The sequence below is a fragment of the Pedobacter sp. genome (assembly GCF_035317785.1).
Lineage (GTDB): Bacteria > Bacteroidota > Bacteroidia > Sphingobacteriales > Sphingobacteriaceae > Pedobacter.
Genome location: NZ_DATHGC010000293.1, coordinates 1 through 24,560, shown reverse-complemented (window position 1 = coordinate 24,560; position 24,560 = coordinate 1). Strand labels below are relative to the sequence as shown.

Annotated in this window: 16 protein-coding genes, 1 tRNA gene and 1 pseudogene; 2 read left to right on the top strand and 16 right to left on the bottom strand. The window is 40.5% G+C overall.

Annotated features, from left to right (window positions below; translation table 11 throughout):
- Positions 1–71 precede the first annotated feature (71 nt).
- From VK541_RS18290 to VK541_RS18220, 15 genes are all read right to left on the bottom strand, one after another.
- Entirely contained in the window at positions 72–944 is an 873-nt protein-coding gene (locus VK541_RS18290) for a discoidin domain-containing protein (RefSeq protein WP_324371821.1), read from the bottom strand.
- A 21-nt stretch (positions 945–965) separates the two neighbouring features.
- A complete protein-coding gene (locus VK541_RS18285; RefSeq protein ID WP_324371820.1) occupies positions 966–2,657 on the bottom strand; it encodes a LamG-like jellyroll fold domain-containing protein in 1,692 nt (563 codons plus the stop codon).
- 24 nt (positions 2,658–2,681) lie between these two features.
- The gene (locus tag VK541_RS18280) at positions 2,682–4,601 is read right to left on the bottom strand and encodes a M60 family metallopeptidase (protein WP_324371819.1); all 1,920 of its coding nucleotides are present in this window, start codon (positions 4,599–4,601) and stop codon (positions 2,682–2,684) included.
- Between the two features lie 6 nt (positions 4,602–4,607).
- A complete protein-coding gene (locus VK541_RS18275; protein WP_324371818.1) occupies positions 4,608–6,347 on the bottom strand; it encodes a DUF4983 domain-containing protein in 1,740 nt (579 codons plus the stop codon).
- 25 nt (positions 6,348–6,372) lie between these two features.
- On the bottom strand, positions 6,373–8,001 hold the full coding sequence (locus VK541_RS18270) for a DUF5008 domain-containing protein (protein ID WP_324371817.1): 1,629 nt from the start codon (positions 7,999–8,001) through the stop codon (positions 6,373–6,375).
- A 41-nt stretch (positions 8,002–8,042) separates the two neighbouring features.
- Positions 8,043–8,705 carry a fasciclin domain-containing protein gene (locus VK541_RS18265; RefSeq protein WP_324371816.1) on the bottom strand — a complete coding sequence of 221 codons (663 nt, stop codon included), beginning with the start codon at positions 8,703–8,705 and terminating at the stop codon, positions 8,043–8,045.
- An 83-nt stretch (positions 8,706–8,788) separates the two neighbouring features.
- Complete coding sequence (locus tag VK541_RS18260) at positions 8,789–10,300, bottom strand: RagB/SusD family nutrient uptake outer membrane protein (RefSeq protein WP_324371815.1); 1,512 nt, start codon at positions 10,298–10,300, stop codon at positions 8,789–8,791.
- Positions 10,301–10,316: 16 nt separating this feature from the next.
- The gene (locus VK541_RS18255; RefSeq protein ID WP_324371814.1) at positions 10,317–13,493 is read right to left on the bottom strand and encodes a SusC/RagA family TonB-linked outer membrane protein; all 3,177 of its coding nucleotides are present in this window, start codon (positions 13,491–13,493) and stop codon (positions 10,317–10,319) included.
- Positions 13,494–13,527: 34 nt separating this feature from the next.
- Positions 13,528–14,568: a DUF5007 domain-containing protein gene (locus VK541_RS18250; RefSeq protein ID WP_324371813.1), complete on the bottom strand. Its 1,041-nt coding sequence runs from the start codon at positions 14,566–14,568 to the stop codon at positions 13,528–13,530.
- 10 nt (positions 14,569–14,578) lie between these two features.
- Positions 14,579–15,256: a hypothetical protein gene (locus tag VK541_RS18245; RefSeq protein WP_324371812.1), complete on the bottom strand. Its 678-nt coding sequence runs from the start codon at positions 15,254–15,256 to the stop codon at positions 14,579–14,581.
- A gap of 47 nt (positions 15,257–15,303) precedes the next feature.
- On the bottom strand, positions 15,304–16,845 hold the full coding sequence (locus VK541_RS18240; protein WP_324371810.1) for a RagB/SusD family nutrient uptake outer membrane protein: 1,542 nt from the start codon (positions 16,843–16,845) through the stop codon (positions 15,304–15,306).
- A gap of 29 nt (positions 16,846–16,874) precedes the next feature.
- A complete protein-coding gene (locus tag VK541_RS18235; RefSeq protein WP_324371808.1) occupies positions 16,875–19,835 on the bottom strand; it encodes a SusC/RagA family TonB-linked outer membrane protein in 2,961 nt (986 codons plus the stop codon).
- Between the two features lie 861 nt (positions 19,836–20,696).
- A tRNA-Asp gene (locus VK541_RS18230) sits at positions 20,697–20,770 on the bottom strand.
- Between the two features lie 86 nt (positions 20,771–20,856).
- Complete coding sequence (gene prfA, locus VK541_RS18225) at positions 20,857–21,930, bottom strand: peptide chain release factor 1 (protein ID WP_324371806.1); 1,074 nt, start codon at positions 21,928–21,930, stop codon at positions 20,857–20,859.
- Positions 21,931–22,051: 121 nt separating this feature from the next.
- Complete coding sequence (locus VK541_RS18220; RefSeq protein WP_324371805.1) at positions 22,052–22,801, bottom strand: UDP-2,3-diacylglucosamine diphosphatase; 750 nt, start codon at positions 22,799–22,801, stop codon at positions 22,052–22,054.
- A 130-nt stretch (positions 22,802–22,931) separates the two neighbouring features.
- Here VK541_RS18220 and VK541_RS18215 point away from each other — a divergent pair, with 130 nt between their 5' ends.
- Both VK541_RS18215 and VK541_RS18210 read left to right on the top strand, forming a co-directional pair.
- The gene (locus VK541_RS18215; protein ID WP_324371804.1) at positions 22,932–23,942 is read left to right on the top strand and encodes an NAD(P)/FAD-dependent oxidoreductase; all 1,011 of its coding nucleotides are present in this window, start codon (positions 22,932–22,934) and stop codon (positions 23,940–23,942) included.
- Positions 23,943–23,944: 2 nt separating this feature from the next.
- Positions 23,945–24,274 (top strand): 2Fe-2S iron-sulfur cluster-binding protein, encoded by a 330-nt coding sequence (locus VK541_RS18210; protein ID WP_324371803.1) that lies wholly within the window; start codon positions 23,945–23,947, stop codon positions 24,272–24,274.
- 12 nt (positions 24,275–24,286) lie between these two features.
- On the opposite strand, the pseudogene VK541_RS18205 reads toward VK541_RS18210, so the two are convergent.
- Positions 24,287–24,560: pseudogene (locus tag VK541_RS18205) on the bottom strand (peptidase S41); the annotation flags it as partial.

The following is a 24,560-nucleotide window of genomic DNA, read 5'->3' as shown; positions in this document are numbered from 1 at the left end:
TCTGATTAGCACAAAATACAAGAGGCTATATAAAAGAATAGCCTCTTGTTAAGAAGAAACCTGTATAAACATTATTGTCTTGCGTAGGCTTCAAAATTAGCTAAACAAGGATAAGGAGAGCCTATCATTAACGTAATCTTCAAATATCTGATTGGAGTTGCCGGGGCCACCTTAAAATTTTGTTCTGAAGTAATGCGTGGATTAAACGTTTTTTCTCCTTCAGCAATATCCGTAAACCCAATGCCATCAATACTTCCTTCAATCTTAAATTGAGAAAAGCCTTGATTTCCATCGGTATGGGCATTCAATCCTATCTTCGTTATCCTCGCTTCTTTCTTCATATCAATTATTAGCCAGTGTGGATAAGGATATACCGGGTCCAAATAATAATCAGATTGCCAGAAGGATGGAACAGCAGGTGAAGTTATACTTCTGGTGGTCACATTATCGACGAGGTTTTCTGCACCGTTTAGTTCTTCATCAGGAAGATTAATCTCGCTGGACGCAGCGGCTGTCCAACCCACCTTATTCAATTTCACCTCGGGTTTCAACACGGGTTGAATACCTACTAACCTTGTCGCAGCGGCCTTTCCACCAGTATTGCTCACCACTATCGTAAAATTTGTCAGCCCAAAAATAGGTACAGATGCCGCACCTTCGGCATCTGTATTATTATCAACAATTACCTCCTTATTTATTCCGTCAGCTGTATATTTGAATTTAATAGTAATGGCTTTTTTTGATGCATTTTGCCATACAAATTTAGCAGCCTCAAGTTCCGGAGCAATTTCGATGGTATTTGCAACTGTCTTGTAATTTATGTCTTCAACTATCACCGGTTTCTCCGGTTCAGGGGTAACATCAGGCTTTGATGAGCTTTTCTTACAGGATGTTGTTGCTATAGCAATAAATATCAGGACTAAATAGAAACCTTTTCTTTTCATTATTTTTAATTTTGCGTTAACCTATTTAATATATTCTATTTCAAAGTTTGATATCCAGGGGACACCATCTAAACTCCAATCACTTTTAACCGGAACTTTTAACCAATAGAACGTAAGAGCTGTCACATCAGGTCCTGTAGCAACAATTGACAGCGTTCCATCAGTTAAGGCTTGAGGTGTTCTGCTTGCCGGAATGTCATTTCCCAGTGCGTCCCAAATCCCGGAGCCTCTCATAAGAAAATTAGGGCCCGCCGGCACAGAGTTTATTAAAACACCGCCCCCGCCTTCATCTATAGACCAATAACCGATTAAATTTGAATAATTTGGATGCTTGGTGATATCTTTTAATGCAATATTGTTCTTTATCGATTCCGAAGTTAATGCCGCGTTGAAGTATAACATATCAGCAGCATAGAAGTCAAGATTACTGCTGCCGTCAACATTTTTGTGTCCTAACGTTAAAGGTTCGGTTGTACTCAGACTTTTTGTCGCTGTGATATTAAGTGTACCAACCTGGTTCCCATCAGTGTATAATGTAGCTGTTCTTATCAATCCCGAAAGTTTAACGGTCATTGTTATGGTATGCCATTTGCCATCCGTAATAGTACTTCCTAAAACCTGGGTTTTGCCTGATCCGCCATTATTTGTACCTCCAAAGATGACCCCGTAGGTAATCCCCTCCTGAAACATTGTCCATCCGGTCGTGGAAGATCCAATTACTCCATTGCTTTTAGAGAAAAAACCAGGATAGGAATTGCTTAAATTCATTTTAATTTGAAGCTGTACTGTAAAGTCTTTATCTGCTCCTGAGTCATACAGCGCATTATCATTTTTAATGTAAGCATTGGTAGACGTCCCTTTAAAATGCATGGTGTTAAATCCTTCTTTTGAAATCCCTTGTTCTTTTAGACTGGGATTAGAGCAAATGATAAATCCTGGTTTTGAGTTGTTGTCATCACCGCCTCTATTGGTTGTAACTATGATCAACCAGTCCTCTGATGCATAATCTTTACGGGCTTTTAACGCAGTCATCATTTCACCAATGTACCTGTCTATTGTTTCTATAGCCGTCTTATATTCGGGTATGTCAGGCGAAAACCCATACATGCTCCCCGCGGCCTTAACAGATCTAAAATCTACCATTATTACCTTTGCAATACTACCCTTTAGCGCATTAACGGCCGAGTCTTTAACTGAGGCATCGCTTTCGGCCAAAATACTGCGATCAGCATGAATTAAATATTTATCTAAAGCCGCATCAGAAGTGATAGTTACCGTCTTAAATTCCGGCCTTACATCCAGCATCCGTGAAAACATCGATGGATAATTGATAATCTGATCATGACCATCATTCGAATCATTAATTGGAATGTAAGTATTATCAACTATTTTATGCTTCGATGATGACACACCGGTTAGCATGCTTGCCAATGATCCTGCATCTGAAGGTATTCCGTCCTTGATTTCATTAAAACTGAATTTTCCAGTTTTAACCAAAGCAGCGATATTGGTTGGACTGATCGATTTAATGTCTGCACCAACTGCTCCGTTTACATTAATCACCAGCACTTTTCTAACCGCATTTCCATCCTTACCATCTCCGTATTCTTCAAAGACCTGCGCAGGGTTTTCATATTTTTTACAGGCATTAAACGCCGTCACTAGCATCACTGCGAAGAAGCAAAATATCCTGGTCTTATTTCTATAATTCATCGTCATCTAATTTTTAAAAATTAATTACTTAATAACATTCAATTCAGATAAGGCTGCCCACTCCTGGCCCGTCCAGCTATCTTTCAGGATGACTTTGTAATATTGAGCAGTTAAGGTTGCTGGAAAATTATAGTTGTACCTTGCAAATGCATTCGTTATTACTGTTGAACCTACCAGATTCCAGGTTACCTGATCATTACTTGTATATATTTCAGCATTTTTAGGCCTTTGCGCAGTGGAGTTCCTGGTTACAAAATACAAGCCCTTAGCCATCACCGGAGCTCCGGTATTAAGAATGATGGTAAATGGATAATTATCGCCTGACCATTTGGTATGCCAAAATGTATTATCAAGACCATCTAACATCGCAGCCGCAGGGCCGCTTGGTGCAGGTTCCCCCGATTCTTGTTCAGAACTTGCTGAAATGGTCGTCTTATAAAGAATAGGATCATTACCTCCCGATTTAGTCATTGGATTATATGCCCATATCTTTTTTGTCAATCCTGGAAATTTAGCGGAGATTTTAGACCTTGACTGAGAAGAAATGGCTATCCCCCAAGCTTCAAAAAACAATTTCAGATCAGTATTTGCATACTCAGAAAATCGCTCGTAAACAAAGTCATGCTTATCAATATCACTGATTGAATAACGTGCTGCGTGTCTTGCCTCAGTATACAGATAAGGCATAGCCTCATAACCATATATGCCAAATATCTGAAGAAACGGAATCATTCTTTTAAACGGATCATCCATTTTTTTATCCGTATCAAATGCACTTAAGGAAGTGTTGGCTGCAACGAAATCCAAAGCAGGCTGAACCCATTCATCGCCATGCTGAATTGCAAAACTAGCTCCATTCCTATGGGCTACTTTATAATTAAAAAGATTATTGGTCGTTTCACCGAGCGTACTCCAGCTCCATATAGACCCCTGCTGACAGTTATGTCCAAACTCATGATAAGTACCCCAATTTGCTCCATGAAGTAATTGCTCTAAACTAACCACACTATTGAACCATTCATCATCCATGGTTGCTACCGTCGGAAAACCATTATGCCCATATCCAACTGAAGGTTGAATATCTAACACCTCTCTCCATGGGCCTTGAGGACTTCGGTCTCTATTGTCTATCGAAAAGTCTGAAAGCCCCATCCAGCCGTTAAAATCCTCTTCAAACACCGTATTCCATGCGGTCATTAAAGCCGTGGGGTTTGTCAATGGCTTTGAAGAATCAAAATTCCTGATTAAGAAATCCCTTGGGATCAGGAATATTACCCTCATGCTGCGCAATTCCAGCCATGGAACTGTAGATGCTCTGACCTCTTTTATCCATTCAGAGTCAATACTCTTTCCCAATACAAAATCCGGTGATTTAACTGCGCCCGTGATTGTAAACTCTACAGGTTCCTTGATGCCAAAGGCCGCATTTATATAGATTGTCCCTCCATAAGGATTACGGATATAATTTGTTCCGGGATACAATTGTTTAACCGTATAAATCAGAGGATCCCGTTTTAAGTTCAACTGCCCCGTGAGGTCATCTGTATGACCACCCACCTGGATATTCAGACCGTCAGCTCCCTGAGGAACAATAATCTTAATTAACTCTCCTGCAGGTGCATAAAACCCTGTGCTAAACTGCGGACGAGGAGCTACTGATATTCGTAAAAGATAAGAGTTTGATGCTGAAAAATCTAGATCCAAAGTAAATTTAGCATCTTTTACCCTAGGCTCCGAAGCTTCAACCATTCCTGGAAAAATACGGGCTCTTGTATATAAAGATCTATCAATAACATTCATTGATGTATCGAGAGTCTGTTCACTCTCCGGCGTCCCGGGTTTATTATAACCATCTTCAAATTCATAACCATATTTTTTACATGAGGCTAAACTCAGTAAAAAGATACCTATCAATATATTAATTGAGAAAAAAGTGCTTTTCATATCAGATTAAGGTTTAATATCAGAATAAATAGGATTCCATGATTTTCCGTCAAGATTCCATGATTTTGGCACAGAAACTCCCAGCCATTGATAAATCTCAAATGGAATATCAACAGAGTTTGGCACGATTTTATAAAAGTCAGATGAGATAACCGGATCTAAGTGAGGAGTATACTCATTAAACTGCTGCCATTGAGAAGTCCCCTGCATCCTAAAATCATGCGCATAGCCAGATTTGTCTTTAATAATGTCATCTTTACCCTCATTTGCCGGCCAGTACCCGATTAGATTACTGAAATAAGGATGTGAAGAATCCACATAAGTTTTACGCGATTGTGTTTTAATTACAGCATCCGGAATAGCAATATTATAAAACTGTATATCAGTCAGTAAGATATCAATTCCACCTCCTGAACCTGTAATATAACCCAATGTTAATGGAGTTTCGGAGTCAAGATTACCGTAATTTGTGACATCAATGGTAGCCTTTAGCACTCCATCGGTATATACGGAGGCTTTACGCGTTGCGCCATCTTTATAGAATTTAGCAGTAAGACTATGCCAAAGCCCGTCCCGGATGGCTCCGCCATTTGCCTGTCTGTTACCTAAGCTTTTCTGGCCAACATTTAGTTGCCAGGCATCGCCCTCAAGAAAAAATACCCAGCCCACAGTTCCACCCGTAAAGGTTGCTCTTTTACCAAGAATGGGAGGATAATTGGTAGCACCGTTATTTACTTTTACCTTAACTTCAAAAGTAAAATCATTGAGCCCCATATTAAAAGCGTTTATATCAGAGATAACCGCACGACTGACTTTAGAATCACTTCCCGTAAAATTTGGGCCAATACCTGTGAAAGGAACCTCATCACTCGCTGGCTTAGGTACAAAAAGTGTACTAAAACGAGGGTTATAGAAAGCAATGAAGCTATTTCTGGCGGCGTCTCCATAGGCAGTGTTATCAACGCTGTTTCCATCAGGCGCGATTTCTCCTCCCTTGCTTGAAGCAATGACAACCAGCCAGTTTTCATCAGCAAAAGTTTTCCTGCTTCTCAACGAAGCCATGATGTCCCCGATGTAACTATCGATTTTAAGGATAGCATTTGTATAAGCCATTGTACCCGCTTCAAAGTCATTGGCTTTACCTGCAAGTTCAGCACTATGAAACTGAGCCAGGATAAACGTTGCGTCGTCTCTTTTTAACTCTTCATTAACTGCATTCTTAACAGCTTGATCATCATTCTCAAATTCCTGATGCAAAGTAGCATCACTTGCCAGATTTGAATTCAATGCGCCGGATGAGGCTATCGATACCGTTCTTAGCTGAGGATTGAACTGCTTAAGGCGCGAAACAATACCAGGGAAAGCAGTCAGCGTGTTACCTGAAAAATCATCTGAAATCACATTATGTTTAGCTCTGGTTACACCGGTTAACATATTTGTCCATGCCGTGGCATCGGTGATTCCGCTTTCGTCAAAGTCCGACAGCGCATCAAATGCATAAACAGAGTTACTGGTAATTTTGGCAATATTTGGAGGATTTATGGCCTTAAGTGCTTTTCCCCTTGCCCCGTCAATGATGATGTATAATACCTTCCGGGATTTGGCACTGATACCTGCGGTATCATTTTGCGATGACTCTTTTAACCTGTTGGGGAAGTCCTTATTACAGGCTGACAATATCATAACAAACAGTGCTACAGCTATTGCAACAACTAATTTATGAGTATCTGTATTTATTTTATTCATGTCTGATTCTGTTTATAAGATTTTACTATGGTTTAATCTCAACGCGTACAATATTTCCAACCTTCCTATTGTCGAATTTAGTGAAGTCACCTACCAGTAAAACTGCAGGATACCCTAGTGCTGATGTTGTTTGTACCATTTTTACTATCCTGCCCTGAAAAGCTCCGGTATTGTTGTAGCCCTGTGCCAGCGAGCCATTCTGATCTAAAATCATAAAACCCTGCCTGATGATACCAGCATAAGTGTTGAAATCTCCGGATACCAATACTTTACCATTATTCAATTGAGCTGCATAATTTGGAACTCCGCCGACCAGCTGTCCGAATTTGAAAACATCATCGACGCTTCCATCTTTATTCAGCATTGCAACCCCGCTGCAGCTCCGTCCATTAAATGTTTTAAAGTTTCCGGCAACAAGCACCCTTCCGGTAGTAGAATTATAATTAACTGAAGTTATGGGGCCATCAGCTCCGGAGCCAGTTGCATATGTCTTATCCACAGTACCATCGTCGTTTAGGCGAACAATATTATTCGCCTGAAGGCCATGGAATGTTGAGAAAGCACCAACGGCTACAACTTTTCCATCTTCCTGCATAAAAGCATCATTGATTGGCCCATTTCCTCCCGCATATCCGCCTTTGGTTGAAGGATCAAAGTTATATGTTGAATCGAGCTCTCCATTTTCTTTTAACCTGGCTAGCTGAGCCATTCTGGTGACATCAACAATTTTATTTTCCCTGGTGGAACGTGGATAGTAATAGCTTAAGTAAAAAAGAAAGTTCCCCAGGATGATTGTCTTATTGTCTTTAACAAAGCTCTTTACTATAGAGAATGGGGGGCGTCCCACAACACCGCCATTAAACGCAGCAACAGTATCAAAACCAAAATTTGGACGTTCAGGATCTGAGTTAATCACTTCTACCTGCGTTGAATCCAACGATCCGTCAACATTTAACCGGGTAATGCAATTTATGCCTGAAATCCTATTGTAACTGCCAAAACTGCCCGATACCATATACTTACCAGATGACAACTTATTTATGGATTGAATACTACCATCCGCTCCAAGTCTGCTGCTCAAACTGGTTTGGAACACACCATCATTTGATATGGATACGATACGGTTAACCGGTATAGCAGGGGCCTGGCTTTCAAAATTGGTAAATGCCCCAACCAATATATATCCTGAGGAAGTAGAAGTAATATCGGATATAGCTCCATTTGTTCCATTTACAGCCTTAAATGAAGGATCAATTGAAACTTTTCCCTGTATCGTAAATTTAGGCCCAAAAAAGGATTGGCCATTTAGCAAAAGTGTCGTTCCACCGGTACTCGCATTTTGGGGTACTTTTACGGTAATCGTAGAATCGGTGAAAGATAAAATATCCGTTTTTGTTTCATTGATCAAAAACTCAAATTTATTATCATAATTCTCCAGTCCTGAGATCTTAAATGTTACTTCATCACCGGGAGAACCTGCATTTGGAGTCGGCTCATCTCCCGTGAATTTAACCCCTAGTGGCTGCATACCTCCCTTATAAGGATCATCCTGAATAATCGGTTCTTTAGAACAGGATAAGCTGATCATAATAAACAAGAGTAGTCCTGATATGATCAGATTTATCCTTGTATCCTTTATATTGATTGAAATCATAATTTATATGTATAATACTTCTCTTAAACTATTTGGATAACTTATTCCGTCGCCTTTCCAATTCCGGCCGATATGGCTGAGGAGATAAACCGCCTGCTTTCAAAATCAAAAGAATGGGTGTTAAACCTCAGCGCGTGAATCACTCCGTTCGTAGGCTGAATATCTGAGGTGGCTACCGGAGCGTTGATTAAGCCAACCTGCGGATTTGAAAAATCCGGAATAAAAGACAATACTACCTGTCTGTACCCAACATATTTAATACCACCCGCATCATTATAAAAAACCCCCATATTCATCGATCTTCCGCCATAAGAGGCGTATCCCTGCCCGGGAAACGCTTTAAGAGATAAAGTGTCAATCTGAGGGATATCTTTTAGCAAATAAGATCCTTTAAAGATGTAAAGGGACAATGCTTCTTTCCAGACTTCAGGTTTAATTTGAGTTAATTTAGAAACTGTATCTTTACCATTTGTCCTTAAATCCTCATTTAACCACTTAATCGCTTTATAAATGTTGGAGTTGCCCGGAGCGAAAAAAGTAATATTTTCCTTTTCAAACACATCGTTCATGCCCGCAGCTTCGATCGCCATCACCAAACTGTCAAACAGGATCGGTTTTGATTTCAGGTATTGCAAAATCGTTCCATCGTATTTTGCCTGATGAACTCCGGTATCATAGAAGTAATCATTTTTTGAACAAGACATTAATATGCAGCCTAATACAGCTAATGTTATTGTTGTCGTTTTAAATATCCTTAACATAATTTTCTTATTATTTGTCTTAAAAATTATCTCCAATAACCGTTCAAATTCATATACGGATTGTTAACAAGCGCACCTTTATCGATCGGCCATGCCCAGGCACCTGCTTTAAAATTCTCTACTGAGATCGGGTGAAAACAGTATTCCCTATCCAAAACTTTCTTAGTCCGTACCAGATCAAAGTAATAGTGACCTTCCCCCATTAATTCCCTGCAGCGCTCGTACCAAATGGCATCTTTTAATTCTTTGCCACTTAATGCAGAAAAAGGATCTGCTTCAGCTCTTTTTCTAACGACATTTGCAGAGGCCATAGCTCCGGCATCATCGCCAAGCTCCGCCTGAGCTTCCGCACGTAATAATATGGCATCTGGCAAACGAAACACAATTAAATCATCGTCAGGCAGCACATCTTCTCCTTCCTCGGCAAAAATATTGACGAATTTTAGCAACTCCCAGCTTCCGTCAGTAGCGTAAATGGTTTTAGGGTCAAACCAGTATTCTCCTCTTTTATCCGTTTCACCCGTCGGATACAACTTATTGATGAACTTACTATCATAATAGATGTAGCTTTTCGTAATGGATTTTACAGGCTTGTGCGGATAATGTAATACCATATCAGTAAAGGTGTTATAGAGGTAATTCCCATTAGAATACTCCCCATAGTTCAAGCTTCTCAAAACTTCAAACAGACTCTCTTTGGTACGGCCTTTAAATATTTCCTTGGTTCTTGTTATTGGCAGCAACTCATACTTATTCGCAGTCATGATCTCATTCCCCAACTCGTCTACAGCCCTGTAGTATTTCGTTTTATCTCCTGCCTCAAATCCAGCCGCCCACATATTCATATGCATTAGCAAAGCAATTGCACTTCCTTTCATCGCACGGATGCCTACTATCGAAGGATCCTCATAAGTCCAGGGCAAATCATCTTTAACTGCAAGCATGTCCGCTATACAATTATTCAACACCTTCGCCATATCCATTCTTGGCAATGGGTCCTGATTATAAGCTTTGGTGTAATAAGGGATATCACCAAATTGACGGACCATAAAAAAGTAAGCCAGATTGCGCAAAAACACCGCTTCAGCCCGGTATTGCTTTCTTTGGTTTGGGGTCAGTGCTTCAACTTTATCCGCTTGAACGTATAAAATATTAGCTGACTGTACCATCTTGTACCAGTTGTCCCATTTCGTCATTCCAACATAGTTGAATATCTCCGAAAAGTAATCGTCAGTCTGAACCAAAACATTAAGCTGATTGTAAACTATAAGGGTGATATAATTACGTCCAAGACCTGAAGTTGCTATTGCCGGACTGCAGCGTAAATCTCCAGCCGTAGGAAAATAGGCTGACGACAATGTATTTTCTCTAAACTGATTATAGATACCAGTAGTAAAGGCCTCTACATCTTTTTGGTTCTGCCAGTAGTTATTCCCCGAAAGATTGTCAACAGGAACAACATTTAAGAATTTTTTGCAGCCGGACAGGAACGTTGATCCGGTAGTTAAGACTAGAAATGCAAATATAAAACGTTTCATAAAATCTATTTTAGTATTAGAATTGAACATTAAGACCAAGAATATACCTACGGGCACTAGGATAACCGCCAGAATCATCTCTTCCCAGATCAGTTACACTTTCCGGATTCGGGCCTGAATAATTGGAGAAGGTGTATATATTATATGCCGTTCCATAAACCCGCATTGAACTGATACCAAACCTTTTTATGAACTCCTTATTGAGGTTATATGATACGGTTGCCTGCTGCAATTTAAAATAAGACCCATCTTCCTGAAAAAGTGTCTGGTCATAGCGAAAGGGATTGGTGAAGCTAAACCTGGTATAATCATATGGGTTAGGGTATTTCGCGTTATCACCCAGGCTTTGCCAATATTTAAACTCCTCTAAAGGAACCAGTCCCTGCAGCCCCTTGTTGTTGGCGGCCTGATCTAAAGGATCAGAAAAGTTCTGGAACCTTGCAGATGTTGAGTTATTTAAAATATCCCTTATTAAAGTAAATGAACCGACCACATTTAAGGAGAATCCCTTGTATTGCATATAGGAGTTAATTCCCCCGGTAATCAATGGCTGCGAGTTTCCTGCCGCCACATAGTCGTTTACATCTAAAATATAATCTCCGTTTACATCGGTCCATCTTGGATCTCCCGCTCTGAAATAGCTTAAGCCATTTGCACTTGTGGCACTCCCCGCCCTATATCTTAACCCTGTTAAAGGGTCTACTGGTATTTCTGAATTTGTACCGTATACTCCCTTAGTATTTAAAAGCACGTTAGTAAGGCTATTCTTTCCTAAACGATAAAGAATATTTTGTCCTGTATTGGCGTCCACGACCATCAACTGACTAACCCCATCAGGAAGATGCGCCATGACGTCTTTATTTAGGGCCCCATTGACACCCAATGTCCATGAGAAACCATCGCTAGTTGGAGGAAGCATGCGCGCACTTATGTTTAATTCGTACCCATAGTTAACCACGCTCATTTCATTTGTCTTTACCTTCCCAAATGCATTAATATTAGAAATATTCTTTTCTCTAAGCATATTGTCTACCTGCTTATAATAAGTTTCAAATGTCACGTTGAACCTGTTTAAGAACCCAGCTTCAAAAGCCGCGTTATATTGTGTAGTTGTGGTAGGCGTCAGACCTGTGTTTGGAACAACGCCCAGATCCAAACCTACGGTTGGAAGTTGATTATAGTTCCCTCCGGCAACATATTTACCATAGACATCATACACCGAACCAGTTGGTACAATATTTTTACCATAGCTCAAACGAATACCGCCGTTATCCAACCAATTGCTTAGAGATTTAAGAAAATCTTCCTTACCAAAATTCCACCTCACAGCAACAGAGGGGCTTTTCGAGTAGCCGGCATCCGGACCATTAGTTGAGGAACCATCCCAGCGATAGGTTAGATCCAGCACATATTTTTGCATATAATTATAGGAGAAAGCCGTTGCGAGGGAGACCGATCTTAGATCAGTCAGATTATTTAAAGTACCACCCAAAGATTTAGCCCAGTCGTTTCCAAGCGGACCTGTGATATGGTCATTAGGCGTGCTATTTTGCCTCATCGCATCCGCCCTGAAATTTGTTGCGTTTAGCTCAGTAAATACCGAAGCGCTAAAATTGTGTTTCTCAGCTAATACTTTCACGTAAGAAACCCGGGTTCTGTTGTATAAGGTGTTTTTACGGTCAAAATAGTTATACACCTCATTAAAACCATCGCTTAACGATCCGGGAGTAAATTTATCAGTACCCTGCGTCATGTAATTATAACTCATTGTATTTGAAGCACGAAGCCCTGCCAATAGTTCATATTCCACATCAATATTTGCAGTGATGTTAATTACCTTATTGTCATTCCTGACATTCAATGAATTCAGCAAACCATTTGAAGCCGTATACAATGATGGGGAAGGCAACAATGACGACGAACTTGCTCCATCTGCCAAACCTTTTTGTGATAGGCTGTTTCCGCCACCCGCACTGCTGTTCGTTAAGGCATTACTCAATGAACCGATCAGTTTAAATTTCTCATTGGGCATATACTGGGCATTCATTCCCAAATTATACCGCGTAAAATCCGTATTCTCCACAATGCCTTTTTCATTATAATAACCCGTATTTACCTTATAATTGAAGGTTTGGTCTCCACCTGAAATGTTCACATTATGAGTCTGGTTTAAGGTAGTTCTGTAATAATATTTTTGCCAATTGGTAGAATTGTTGTAATAGGCATTTAAGCTATCAGCAAGAAATGGGCTTTTATTTATATTTTCCAACCCACCATAAAAACTGGTATCATAATTCAGGATCTGGTCAATACGCATCTGACGTTCTCCTTTGCCCCCAATTACCTGTCTCAACGACGGAGGGGTAGCGATAGAGAAGCTATTGGTATAGCTAATAATCGGCACCTTAGAATTTCCACGTTTTGTAGTGATCAAAATAACACCGTAAGCACCCCTTGCACCATATAAAGAGGTTGCCTGAGCATCCTTTAAAACCTCAATTTGCTGTATATCTTCCACAGGAATTAAAGATATCGGACTAATGCCCGGACCTGCAGATTCAAAGCCGTAAGAATAATCTGCATTGTCATCCACAGGAACCCCATCAACTACAAACAATGGAGAAGTAGGCGTTAAAAATGCTTTACCTCCGGAGCCTTGAACGTTTACGTTTGAAATACCACGTATATTCATTGATCCACGCATACCAGGTGTTCCATTATTATTCTGAATATTCAGACCTGCCACCTTTCCCTGAAGCAGCTCCATAACGTTAGCTACCGGTACATCCTGAATCTCTTTAGCTGTAATAATCACGCTGGATCCGGTTGAAACTTCTTTTGTTTTTTTCCCATAGCCAATGATGACCTGCTCTTTCAATGAATTTACTTCTTCTTCAAGAACAACATTTATTACCGGGTTGTCTGCCAATTTTCTGGTGATGGATTTGTACCCGATGTACCTGAATGTTAATTCCGCGCCGGCATTTAAACTGATGCTAAACTTTCCGTTTCCATCAGTCTGCCCTACTGCAACCAGTGGCTTGCCAGACATAATGACAACACCGGGGATTGGAGTTTTTGCTACCCTATCCGTAACAGTTCCTTTAACTACTATCTTGCTCTGTTGGGCACTGGTTTGCATATTGAAACCCAGCAACAAACACAAAGACAATATTATAACCGCATATCTCATATTAGATCTTATATAAATTAGAAATCCCATGTTATTAATCATTACTAAATTTGGGGCGCTCACCCGTAAACCAGACCGTTATTTCCCAGTTACCAGGTTCATAAATTGCAAAATCAAGATTTAAAAAGGCCTCCTCTCTTATATTGCCAAATCCCTGCCTTTCATACCGGAACTTAACACTGGCCTGGTCACCGAATACATTTGTATAATCCGTTCTGTAAGCAATTAAAGGAATGGGATAAGCCACATCATACTTTACATATTCAGTTGTTTTTACCATATTGAAACCATGCACCAGTTTATCCCATTTAGTGAGGTTAAATTTGGCCGGATCGACAGGCTTAAACAGCGAATCCACAAATTTGAATGTAAGTGAATTCCCTTCTCCCTCATTTTTTTTAAATAATGCCCTTACATCCAGGAAGAACATGTAATCACCTGTCCGGTCACCCCTGATATTCATCATACTGCTTGGCAGTATGCCCACATATTGTGAAAGGCCGGTAATCGGGTTAATTTCAGAAGGTTCATACGCGCGCTCTTTTAAAGGCATGAGCCTGAAATCTCTAAAATATCTCCGCCCGCCTGAATTGGACATTTCTACATCAAACACATATCCTGAATCCGGTTGTGTCTTTATGTTTTTCGAATTTGCCGCAGACCACATTAGAAACTGGCCTGAGTGCTCCCTTATTTCAAATAGCGGCCGGTTTTCGATTTTCCTCTTTGCTTCAATCTCAGCAATAGATTTTTCATCTCCGAGGTACGGTTTAGTCCAGACCTGGACAGGTGTAGTCCTGGTAAGTTCCGGAGCCGGCGAGCCATCTCTTGTCCTCATGTTGATGATTTTGAAAGTCAACGGCTGAGACGATGTACCCAGAAAAAAATTGTTAGAGAACAATGTACTTCTTCCTAATACCGGGCTATAAACAGTTTGAGTAAAGCGGGTATCTACCCCAATCGATTCCCGGTCTTCAGGCAGATATTTTTTGCAACTTGTAGATATAGTACTTATTAATAACACCAATCCAATAAAGAAAATACAATGTGATGCTAATGGAAATTTATTATTCATTTTTTTAGCCTTAGTTATTAGTTCTTGTTACAAAATCAGCGAATCCAAAGTCGTGTCCCGGAGAAAGCACATTTATGATTGCATTTTTAGTTTTTATATTCACAGAATTGGTAGGTGCACTTTGCCAGTACCTTACGAAGATTGAATTTTTAGGGTCCGTGAAAATTATTATTCCTGGTCCGCCTTCAATAAAACCTGAAGCATCAGCCTTATTATAATTGATATGCATACTATAATCGTGGTTTATGCTTTTTACGATCAAACCATCAACATATCTCTGAAAATCTGCTGTAACGATTTCTCCGCGGAGAATATATTTACTTGTCATTGTATCCAATTGTTCAATGTCTACATCTGCCAGGTACAAGGGCGCTTTATTCAATTTTTTACGAACTGCATTTAAACTCTCCACTGCGATCTGAAAACTTTTATTTGTCGCAGCAAACAGTGTAACCTTCTGATTTCTTAATGAGTCCTGTAAGTTTGGCAGCCTGTTAAGAACAAGGAGTAAAGAGTCGTAGATTCCTTTCTGGGATTCCAGATACTCCAAAGCATTACCATCAAATTGCTTTAAATTATTTTCATAGTTGTAATAATCTGAATCGCTCTTTTTACAAGAAACCACGGTGGCGCAGAGCACCACTACCAGGATTGCAAGGAAAAACCCGCGTTTGTTTTTATTTCTCATCGGCATATTTTTTATCGGCCCAGTGATTGATACTAATTTCTTATCCATTATTTCCAATAGCTATTTTGCACCAGTTTACTATTTGAATTCAATACCTCTTTTGAAATAGGCCAATAAATACCCTTTTGATGAATCAGGTCTAAAAAGGCTGCATTGTTGTTTTGAATTTTATTATAGCGGATCTGATCATACCAGCGCCATCCCTCACCCATTAACTCTCTCCTGCGTTCAGCAAATATCTCTTTGATCAGATCAGTTCCCGGTCCATCAGTAAGCCCACTGCCACCTCTGCTTTTCTTTATGATATTCAATAAATTGAATGCATTGATACGCTGGCCAAGAACAGCCAATGCTTCCGCTCTAAGCAGAGCAAGCTCTTCTAAGCGGGTAAAAATTATACTCGAACTATATACCGCAAAATTGCCGTTAGTAGATCCGCCCCTCAGCACCTTGATCTTGCTGAAGATTGGAATGGCGCTGCTATAATTTACAAAATAATTGGTTCGTGGTAACCCCGATATGGTATCCAGACCAAATCGCTGATCACTTAAATCTTTAAATGCACTGCTTATAGAATCTTTAGAGACATACAGGTCCGGAGTTTGTCTGGAAATCAAAGGAGCAGCCAATACCAGTTCCTCAATGTGTCCATTTGCAGTAGATTCTCCATACAGATCATTGAAACCGAAAGCAATAATCTGCTTATAGGACTGCGCATTAAAAATACCATCAGCAGAGGTTAATTCCAATGTGGTGGAATATCCTGCATTTGCCTTTGAGTAATTATCCATCACAAATTCAGTATACACCGAAGCGTCAATATAATGCGATTGCCATGCAGCAATATGCGCCAGCACCGCATAGGCCGATATTTTAGTAAACAGGGCACCTTGCCAGCGATCAATACCATACCCATAATATAACCCTGGAAGAATATCATCTCCTTCGGCACCATATATATATGGTAAATCTTTTGCGGCTGCAATCAATTCCGACTCAGCAAATGCCAATACCTTGGATTGCTCGGTCCTCGCTTTCATTTCAAAACTACCGTCATGAGATGCCGTTATTAACGGAACATCACCCCAGATCCTGACCATATAAAAATACGCGAATGCCCTTAAGGCCCTGGCCTGGGCAACATCAACTTTATAATTCGGCTCAGTATAACGGATGTCTGCTTTCAAAACCTCGGGTGCACGTTCAATAAGTAAACTTGCATTGTTAATTACGGCGTAGAAAGCTCTCCAGGAAGTGATTTTTTGAAGCAAAGGAAATGACGCATTTAAGTTGCCATTAACGATCACTTTAAGATCTGACCTGCTACTTGCGGTAAAATCCCCATTTCTTAAGTCTCCCCACAACCAATGTGCGTTGTTATCAGCGAGCGCAGCTCGCATTAATGCGTAAGTAGACATTAGCCCGGACCTGGTATCTTGTAAAGACTTCCAATGTCCTTCTTCCCCGGAAAGCCTGGCGGAATCTATCTCAAGTACTTTTTTACACGATACATTCAGTCCCAGTATAGCAACCAGTATCACGACCAGCACCTGGTTAAACCGAATATTTTTATTTACGAACGATATCATACATTTAATAATTTTATATATGTTAAAACTTAAAAATCAACCTTTATCCCTAAAGTATAGGTCCTTGGTATGGCCAGGCCATACCCACTATAGATACCATTGTATTCAATTAACTCAGGATCACTGCCGGAGAAAGAAGCTACTGTTAGCAGGTTGTTACCAGTTATATAGACATAAGCCTTTTTAATACCTGATGTAGCCTTAAAAAGGGAGATTTTGGTTAAATCAAAGCCTAGCGAAACAGATCTCAACTTCGCGTAAGAGGCATTTTCCAGAAACATATCCTGCTCTAAGCGGTAAGGAACAACGCTGCTCCATGGGTTATATACCGCATATTTTGATAAATCGCTGCTAACCTGCCATGAAAAAATTTCCCTAACCGAATTGATGTCATTGGCAGCTTCCCTATTGATAAAATCATACTGAAGAGATGCAGATTGGTTTAAAGCTTTTTGTCCTATTGCATACATGATATTAAAGCTTAGATCAAAATTGCCATAACGGAATTGATTTGACCAACCACCGGTGAATTTAGGCATTGAGTTCCCTTTAAGGATTTTATCATCAGCGTTAATTACAAAATCTCCGTTGCTGTCTTTCCATCTGGGATCACCAGCCTTTAAGGTCGTACCTTCAAAGGTCAAAGCCATATTTGTAGCAGGATTAACCGAAACTTCACTGTCAGAATTATAAATCCCCTGATTCTCGTAAATCCAAAAACGATCAATAGGTTCCCCTACTTTAAGTTTCCTGTCCCCAACAATAAGTTCTTTCAGTCCGTTAGGAAGAGCCGTTAATTTGTTTTTATTAAAATTGAAGTTTAATCCAGACTGCCAGTCAAAGTGACTACCCTTGATGATCTGGCCCTGAACTCCCAGGTCCATTCCTATATTTCTAACACCTAAACCACTGCTATATTCGCTAGAGAAGCCGGTTTCAGCAGGGACAGGTGTATTAATCAGCATTCTCTTATCATCCTTCTTATAAAACGTTGCTGATGCATTTAATCTATTTCTAAGAAGAGCCCCATTAAACCCAATATTTAACTGATCTGTATAGGGCCATTTAAGATCGTAACCAACCCATCCTGAATTATATGGTCTTGAAATAGTTGCAATTCCATTATATCCTGGAATAGTCGGTTCCAAAGCCCATCCAGAATTCACCCGATATTGCGGGCCGGCTGCAAATCTATCATCAGCGAAAGTTTTTCCAATTCTTGACCAGGAAACATCCATTACCAATTTATTGATCAAAGTATTGCTTTTTAGAAGCTGGCTCTTTAAATTCCAGCTTGCATTTACTGCCGGAGAAATAAACCAGCGACTTCCAGGCTGTGAATTTGAAGATCCATCATCCCTTACCAATGCAGAAAAAGTTAGCAGGTCTTTATAAGAATATCTTGCCGAAGCATAAAATGAGAATAAGCGGGTATGAATCTGATCAGTATAACGATAAACCAGGTAACCAACGGGCTTAAGATATTCTGCCTTATCAGGATTGCCTTCAACCACGTTTACTTTGATGAAATCATTTGGCCCGTTGTATGCATGGGCATAATTATATCTGTTGCGATCATCCTGAATAGATTGGCCCCCTTCAAAATAAAGGCTATGGTCCTCATTAATATCCCTGCTATAGTTTAAGACATTATTAATCGAAAATCTCTGATTATAACCAATATAACTGGAAGAAAAGTTATTGCCCTCCATCAACGTAGTCGGAAAAAATGCGTCCCTCACACCTTCGCTATAATCAAAGTTCAGAGTCGACACAAACTTAAAAGGCTTAAGGTCCAATTTTACGGCAAAATAGCCTTGCGCCTGGGTTGTCCTGTTGTCATCAATAGTCTTATCATATTCATTAAGGAATGACTGATAGGTACTTTTGTTTGGAGAAAGCGGGTTGTACAGATCAGGAATATATCTGGTTTCCGCAAAGCGATCACGAAGATTTCTATTTCTATCACGATCCATGCGGCCTACATTTACCATACTTGAAATTGTTGCCCAGGTTAAGGGCGCCATATTGATTTGGAATGAGGATGTATATCTATTAAGGCCGGTATCGTCTGAATTACCTGCATTTCGGGTCGCCGAGCCAAAAAAGCGGAAGTTAGCCCGTTCAGAACCCCCGGTCAACCCTAAATCCACAGAATAAATCGGAGTATTCTTAAAATACAAATCACTCCATTGTGCGGGGCCGTAATAGTCTAAACTGGTTGAATCCCGTAAATAGCCTACATAATTCAGATAATCATCCTGTTTGCCATATTTCTGATAAAAAGGCTTACGAAACTGGTTTTCATACTGAGCATTAACAGGTGAGATATTACTTGCCTGAACCATTCCAAAATAGCTATTCACATTTAACTCCCTCCGCCCAGATTTTGCGGCTTTTGTGGTAATCCAAATCGCACCATTGGCCGCATTGGGCCCCAGTCTAGCTAGTGCCGCCGGATCCTTAATGACTTCAATTGAGTTTATATTACTAATATCGATCCCGGCAAGCAGGTTCGTTGCCGGCCCAATCCGGTTAAAGCCATATTTCTGAATATTAAAAACAAAGGGGTTATCCTTAATCATTGGAACCCCATTTACATACACAATTGGTTGTTGACTGTAGATGTCGTTTTTATTGAAAACAGGAGCTGACAACCCTCTGATAATGATACTTTGTTCAGATCCTGGCTCCCCGCTGCTTTCCTGGACATAAAGGCCGGAAATGTTACCTTTTAATATCTGCTGGACAGAAAGATTTGGGTTAAGAGCTGATCTTTTTACATACAATGAATCAGCTATACCTTTTACCATGCTTCGTCTGTCAGCTATAAACATCGTATCCAATTTCTTATTGGAAGTGTCTTCAGTATCCTGTCTAAAAAGCATACTGTAATTCAAAGCAGCATAATATGTACCCGCCTGCACCTTTGTTGAACTAAAAGTAGACAGCAAGACGACATAAATAATAACTACAATAATTCGGATCATTTTCATTAGCATTAAATAATTATTGGTTTGTTGGATCTCTGTTAAAATTATTTGTGGCTGCATATGGGTACAAAAAGCACCCATGGCACCTGGCACATTAAAAATCACTCTGAAAACTAGTGGCGTAAAACCATTGGAATGAATAGGTCAATCAATTACAAAAGCACTTATTTAGCTGATATAGCTGAATTCATTCCGGAACATTAAGAATATCAGATCTTAATCATTCAAATGGAATTATCGATTTAAAAGAAAGTAGAAGTTTTGTTCATAAAGTCTGGTTTGTTGGTTTAGTATTCGTTTAGCTTATGCTAAAAATTTATTTAGAAATAATTGTGTTAGTTGTTCATTTTCAATATCTCAATCAGTGGCGTCGATATTAAGAACCAAATTAGACCATTATTCCAACGTTTGCGTCAATTACATCAACGCAAACGGTTGATATTCATTATTTAAGACTTATTGTTAATTTTATTAGAATATATGATCATTCTTCTCTAATTGATAGAATAAAGCATTTAATTCAATTGATATAACAAAAAACGGTCTGGCTCGATTATGTGAATTAAATAAATTTGTTTCCAGAATAGAAATGGACTACCGAGAAGTGCGAAAAAATGATAAACTCCACGCAACCGTTTGCATGAGGTTGAAATAAGGTTTTAGCATCTCCCTAATCGGCATTTATATACCCCCTTATTCCACTCCATTATTGGTTTATATCCGTAAGTAACGTTATAAACTCACCGAATGACTCACCTTTGAAATGAGATTAATGAATATTTCAGGGATTTTTTGAAAACAAAAAAGCCTGCTATCGTGTGATTTGCAGGCTTTCGTTAGGCTTTAAGACCTTTTGAGCGGACCGGACGGGACTCGAACCCGCGACCTCCGCCGTGACAGGGCGGCATTCTAACCAGCTGAACTACCGGTCCGTTTTCCCGTCTCTTTCGTTTCGGGATTGCAAATATAGTGCGTTTATTTAACTTTGCAATATATATTTTAAAATAATCATAAACCCTTAAATTACAGAGCCTTCTTTTAGCTTCTCCGCATTTTCAGCAAATTGCAATGCATCTATCAGCTCCTGAACACCGCCATCCATAACTCCGTTCAGGTTATAAAGCGTCAGCCCAATGCGATGGTCCGTCACTCTGCCCTGAGGATAATTATAAGTACGGATCTTAGCAGAGCGGTCCCCGGTTGAAACCATTGTCTTACGTCTTGCCGCAATATCTCCATTTTTTTTCTGCAATTCTATATCATACAGCTTGCTTCTCAGCATCTCCATGGCAATGACCCTGTTGCCAAGCTGCGACCGCTCCTGCTGGCAAACCACCACAATTCCAGACGGTCTGTGTGTCAGCTGCACTTTGGTCTCTACCTTATTTACATTCTGTCCACCGGCACCGCCAGAACGGGAAGTTTGCAGATCAATATCAGCAGGATTAACATACAAATCTATCTCCTCTGCTTCAGGCAGAACGGCCACGGATGCCGCCGAAGTATGAACACGTCCCTGGGTTTCAGTATCCGGCACACGCTGCACACGGTGAACCCCCGATTCATATTTCAGCTGCCCATAAACGTCCTCCCCGCTCACTTTCAAAATCACCTCTTTATAACCACCGGCGGTTCCTTCCGTTACATCCACAGTCTCCACCTTCCACCCTTTCTGCTCAAAATACCTGCTGTACATCCGGTACAAATCCCCCGCAAACAAAGCCGCTTCGTCACCACCCGTACCACCTCTGATCTCAAAAACGGCATTCTTAGCGTCCTCCGGATCAACCGGGATTAACATCAGCCTTACTTTTTCCTCCAGTTCCTGCTGCTGAACCAGCAGCAGGTCCAGTTCTTCCTTGGCCATCTCGCGCATTTCAGTATCCTTCTCTGTACTCAGGATTTCTTTGTTCGCTTCGATATTGCTCATTACATTTTTGTAGACCTTATACTCTTCCACGATCTTGCCCAGATCTTTGTATTCCTTATTTAAAGCCGCAAAACGCTTCATATCCTGCATCGTATCAGGATTACTCAATTGCTCCTCCACATCTTCCCAACGCAGTTTAATTGCTTCTAATTTCTCTAACATATCTTTTTTTTCAGAAAACATTCTTTGCCTCAACGGCAGATTTTTTATTCGGGCAACAAAATTACGGCTTTTTCAGTTAAGGTTCCTAAAAATTTACAGCGATCATGCACAGGCAAAAATCCTATTGCCCTTTTTCAAAATACTCTAATCTCAGATCAGTCCCGTCAAACACCGCATAAGAATTATATTTGAGCCACTCCCCTGTATTGACGTATCTGCTTCCCTTTCCGAGGTCTATTTCCAGCGGCAAGTGCCTGTGGCCAAAAATAAAATAATCGTAATGTACAGAACTCAGCTGCTCTTTTGCATAAACAGCCAGCCATTCTTTCTCAACTGACTCAAAAACACCTTCAGTTTTGGAGCCAGCCTTGCTGCTATGAGACCACCTGTTTGCTATACCCATACCAATCACAGGCGGAACCATTGAAAATAACCACTGACACAGCGGATTTCTAAAGATCTTTCTGAGTATCTTATATTTTCCATCGCCCGGACCCAGTCCGTCACCATGATGTAAAAAGAACTTCTTCCCATTCCGTTCAATGACCAGTTCATCGCTGACGATCTCCATGCCCATCTCCCTGCTGAAATAATCCTTTACCCACATGTCGTGATTGCCTTTAAAAAACCAGATCTTAATCCCGGAATCAGCCATCGCTGCAAGCTTTCCCTGGAACCGAATAAATCCCTTTGGGATCACTGTACGGTATTCAAACCAAAAATCAAACACGTCGCCCATCAAAAATAACTCAGCGCAGTCGGGTTCAATAGTGCTTAACCAACGTACGATACGGTCTTCGCGTTTGCGGCTTTCCGCAAAACCTGGCGAACCCAAATGAAAATCAGAGGCAAAATATATGTTCTTATTCATCAATAAAAACAAAGATAAACAAAATATCAGCTCAGTTTCCTTTCATAAGTTCTACGGGTTATGTAGAATATTTATAAATAGCTCCATTATTAAAACAAAAGTTCGTAAATTCGCACAAATTTTAAACGACATGATTTCTACTGATATAGCCATCATTGGCGCAGGCCCCGTAGGTTTATTTGCAATTTTTGAAGCAGGTTTATTAAAAATGCGTTGCCACCTGATTGACTACTTGCCACAAGTAGGCGGGCAATTATCTGAGATATACCCTAAAAAACCGATATACGACATCCCTGGCTATCCAACAGTTTTGGCTCAGGAACTTATTGATAACCTGATGGAACAGGGCAAACCTTTTCATCCTGGCTTCACTTTAGGCGAGCGTATCGAAGGGCTGGAGAAACGTGGCGAAGGTGATTTTGTATTGACTACCAACATGGGTACCATTATCGAGTCCAAAGTTGTAGTGATCGCCGGTGGTTTGGGTTGCTTTGAGCCGCGCAAACCAGCAGTAGCCGGACTTGAACAATTCGAAAACGGAAGAGGCGTCAATTATATGATCCTTGATCCTGAACAATACCGCGGGCAGAAAATGGTGATCGCAGGCGGCGGTGACTCTGCGCTCGACTGGACCATTTTCCTTGCAGACATTGTTGAGGAATTAACACTTGTACACCGCAGTGAAAGCTTCCGTGGTGCACCTGACTCGGTTAACAAAGTGATGGCCCTGGCAGAAAGCGGAAAGATCAATCTGATCTTAAACAGCAACCTGAACTCTGTTTCAGGGCACGGTAAACTTGAAAACGTAGAGATCATCCACAATAAAACTTTGGAGCCTACCAACGTAGCCGCAGATCACCTGATCCCTCTGTTTGGTCTAAGCCCTAAATTAGGCCCGATTGAACAATGGAACCTGAACATCAGCAAAAGTGCTATAGAAGTAAATACAGACGACTACTCTACCAACATCCCGGGAATTTATGCCATCGGTGACATCAACACCTATACCAACAAGCTGAAGCTGATTCTTTGTGGTTTCCATGAAGCAGCGCTGATGAGCCACAGCGCTTATCAATACATGAACCCCGGAATAAAATATACCATGAAATACACCACAGTTAACGGAGTATCCGAATTCTAAGCATGGAAGAAAACAACATTACAATACATGTTCAAAACTCAGACGGCAGCCGTACTGAGCTCGAAGCGCCGGTAGATATGGGCCTCAGCCTAATGGAATACCTGAAAGCATGTGAATATGACATTCTTGCCACCTGCGGTGGAATGGCTTTGTGCGCCACCTGCTGCGTCGACGTACTTGAAGGTGAAGAAAAACTCAACGAAATGACGGATGACGAATACGCCATGCTCGATACACTGCCCGACCTGCTGCCAAATTCAAGACTGGCTTGTCAATTACAGCTTAACCCGGCAATGAACGGCCTGGTTGTAAAACTGCACCACGCAGAATAAACCCGGATAACTTTAGTTATTATCCGCAGCCGCAGTCATGGTTTTTACCGGACTGCCTATGGTCTTGTATTCGCCTTCACCTTTCAGAATCGCCAACATTTTACTGGAATTGCTCAGCAACGATTTGGCTGCCGCCAATTCCTTATCGTACTGAAAAGCTTGTACTACCTTGCCGCGTTCATAATAATATCTGCTTACGATCTGTGTTTCCAGTATCTTTTTTATCTCTGCTTTATGAGTGATCAGGTCTGTTTTTTTAGCACCAAGCATCTTTTCCTTCAGATCA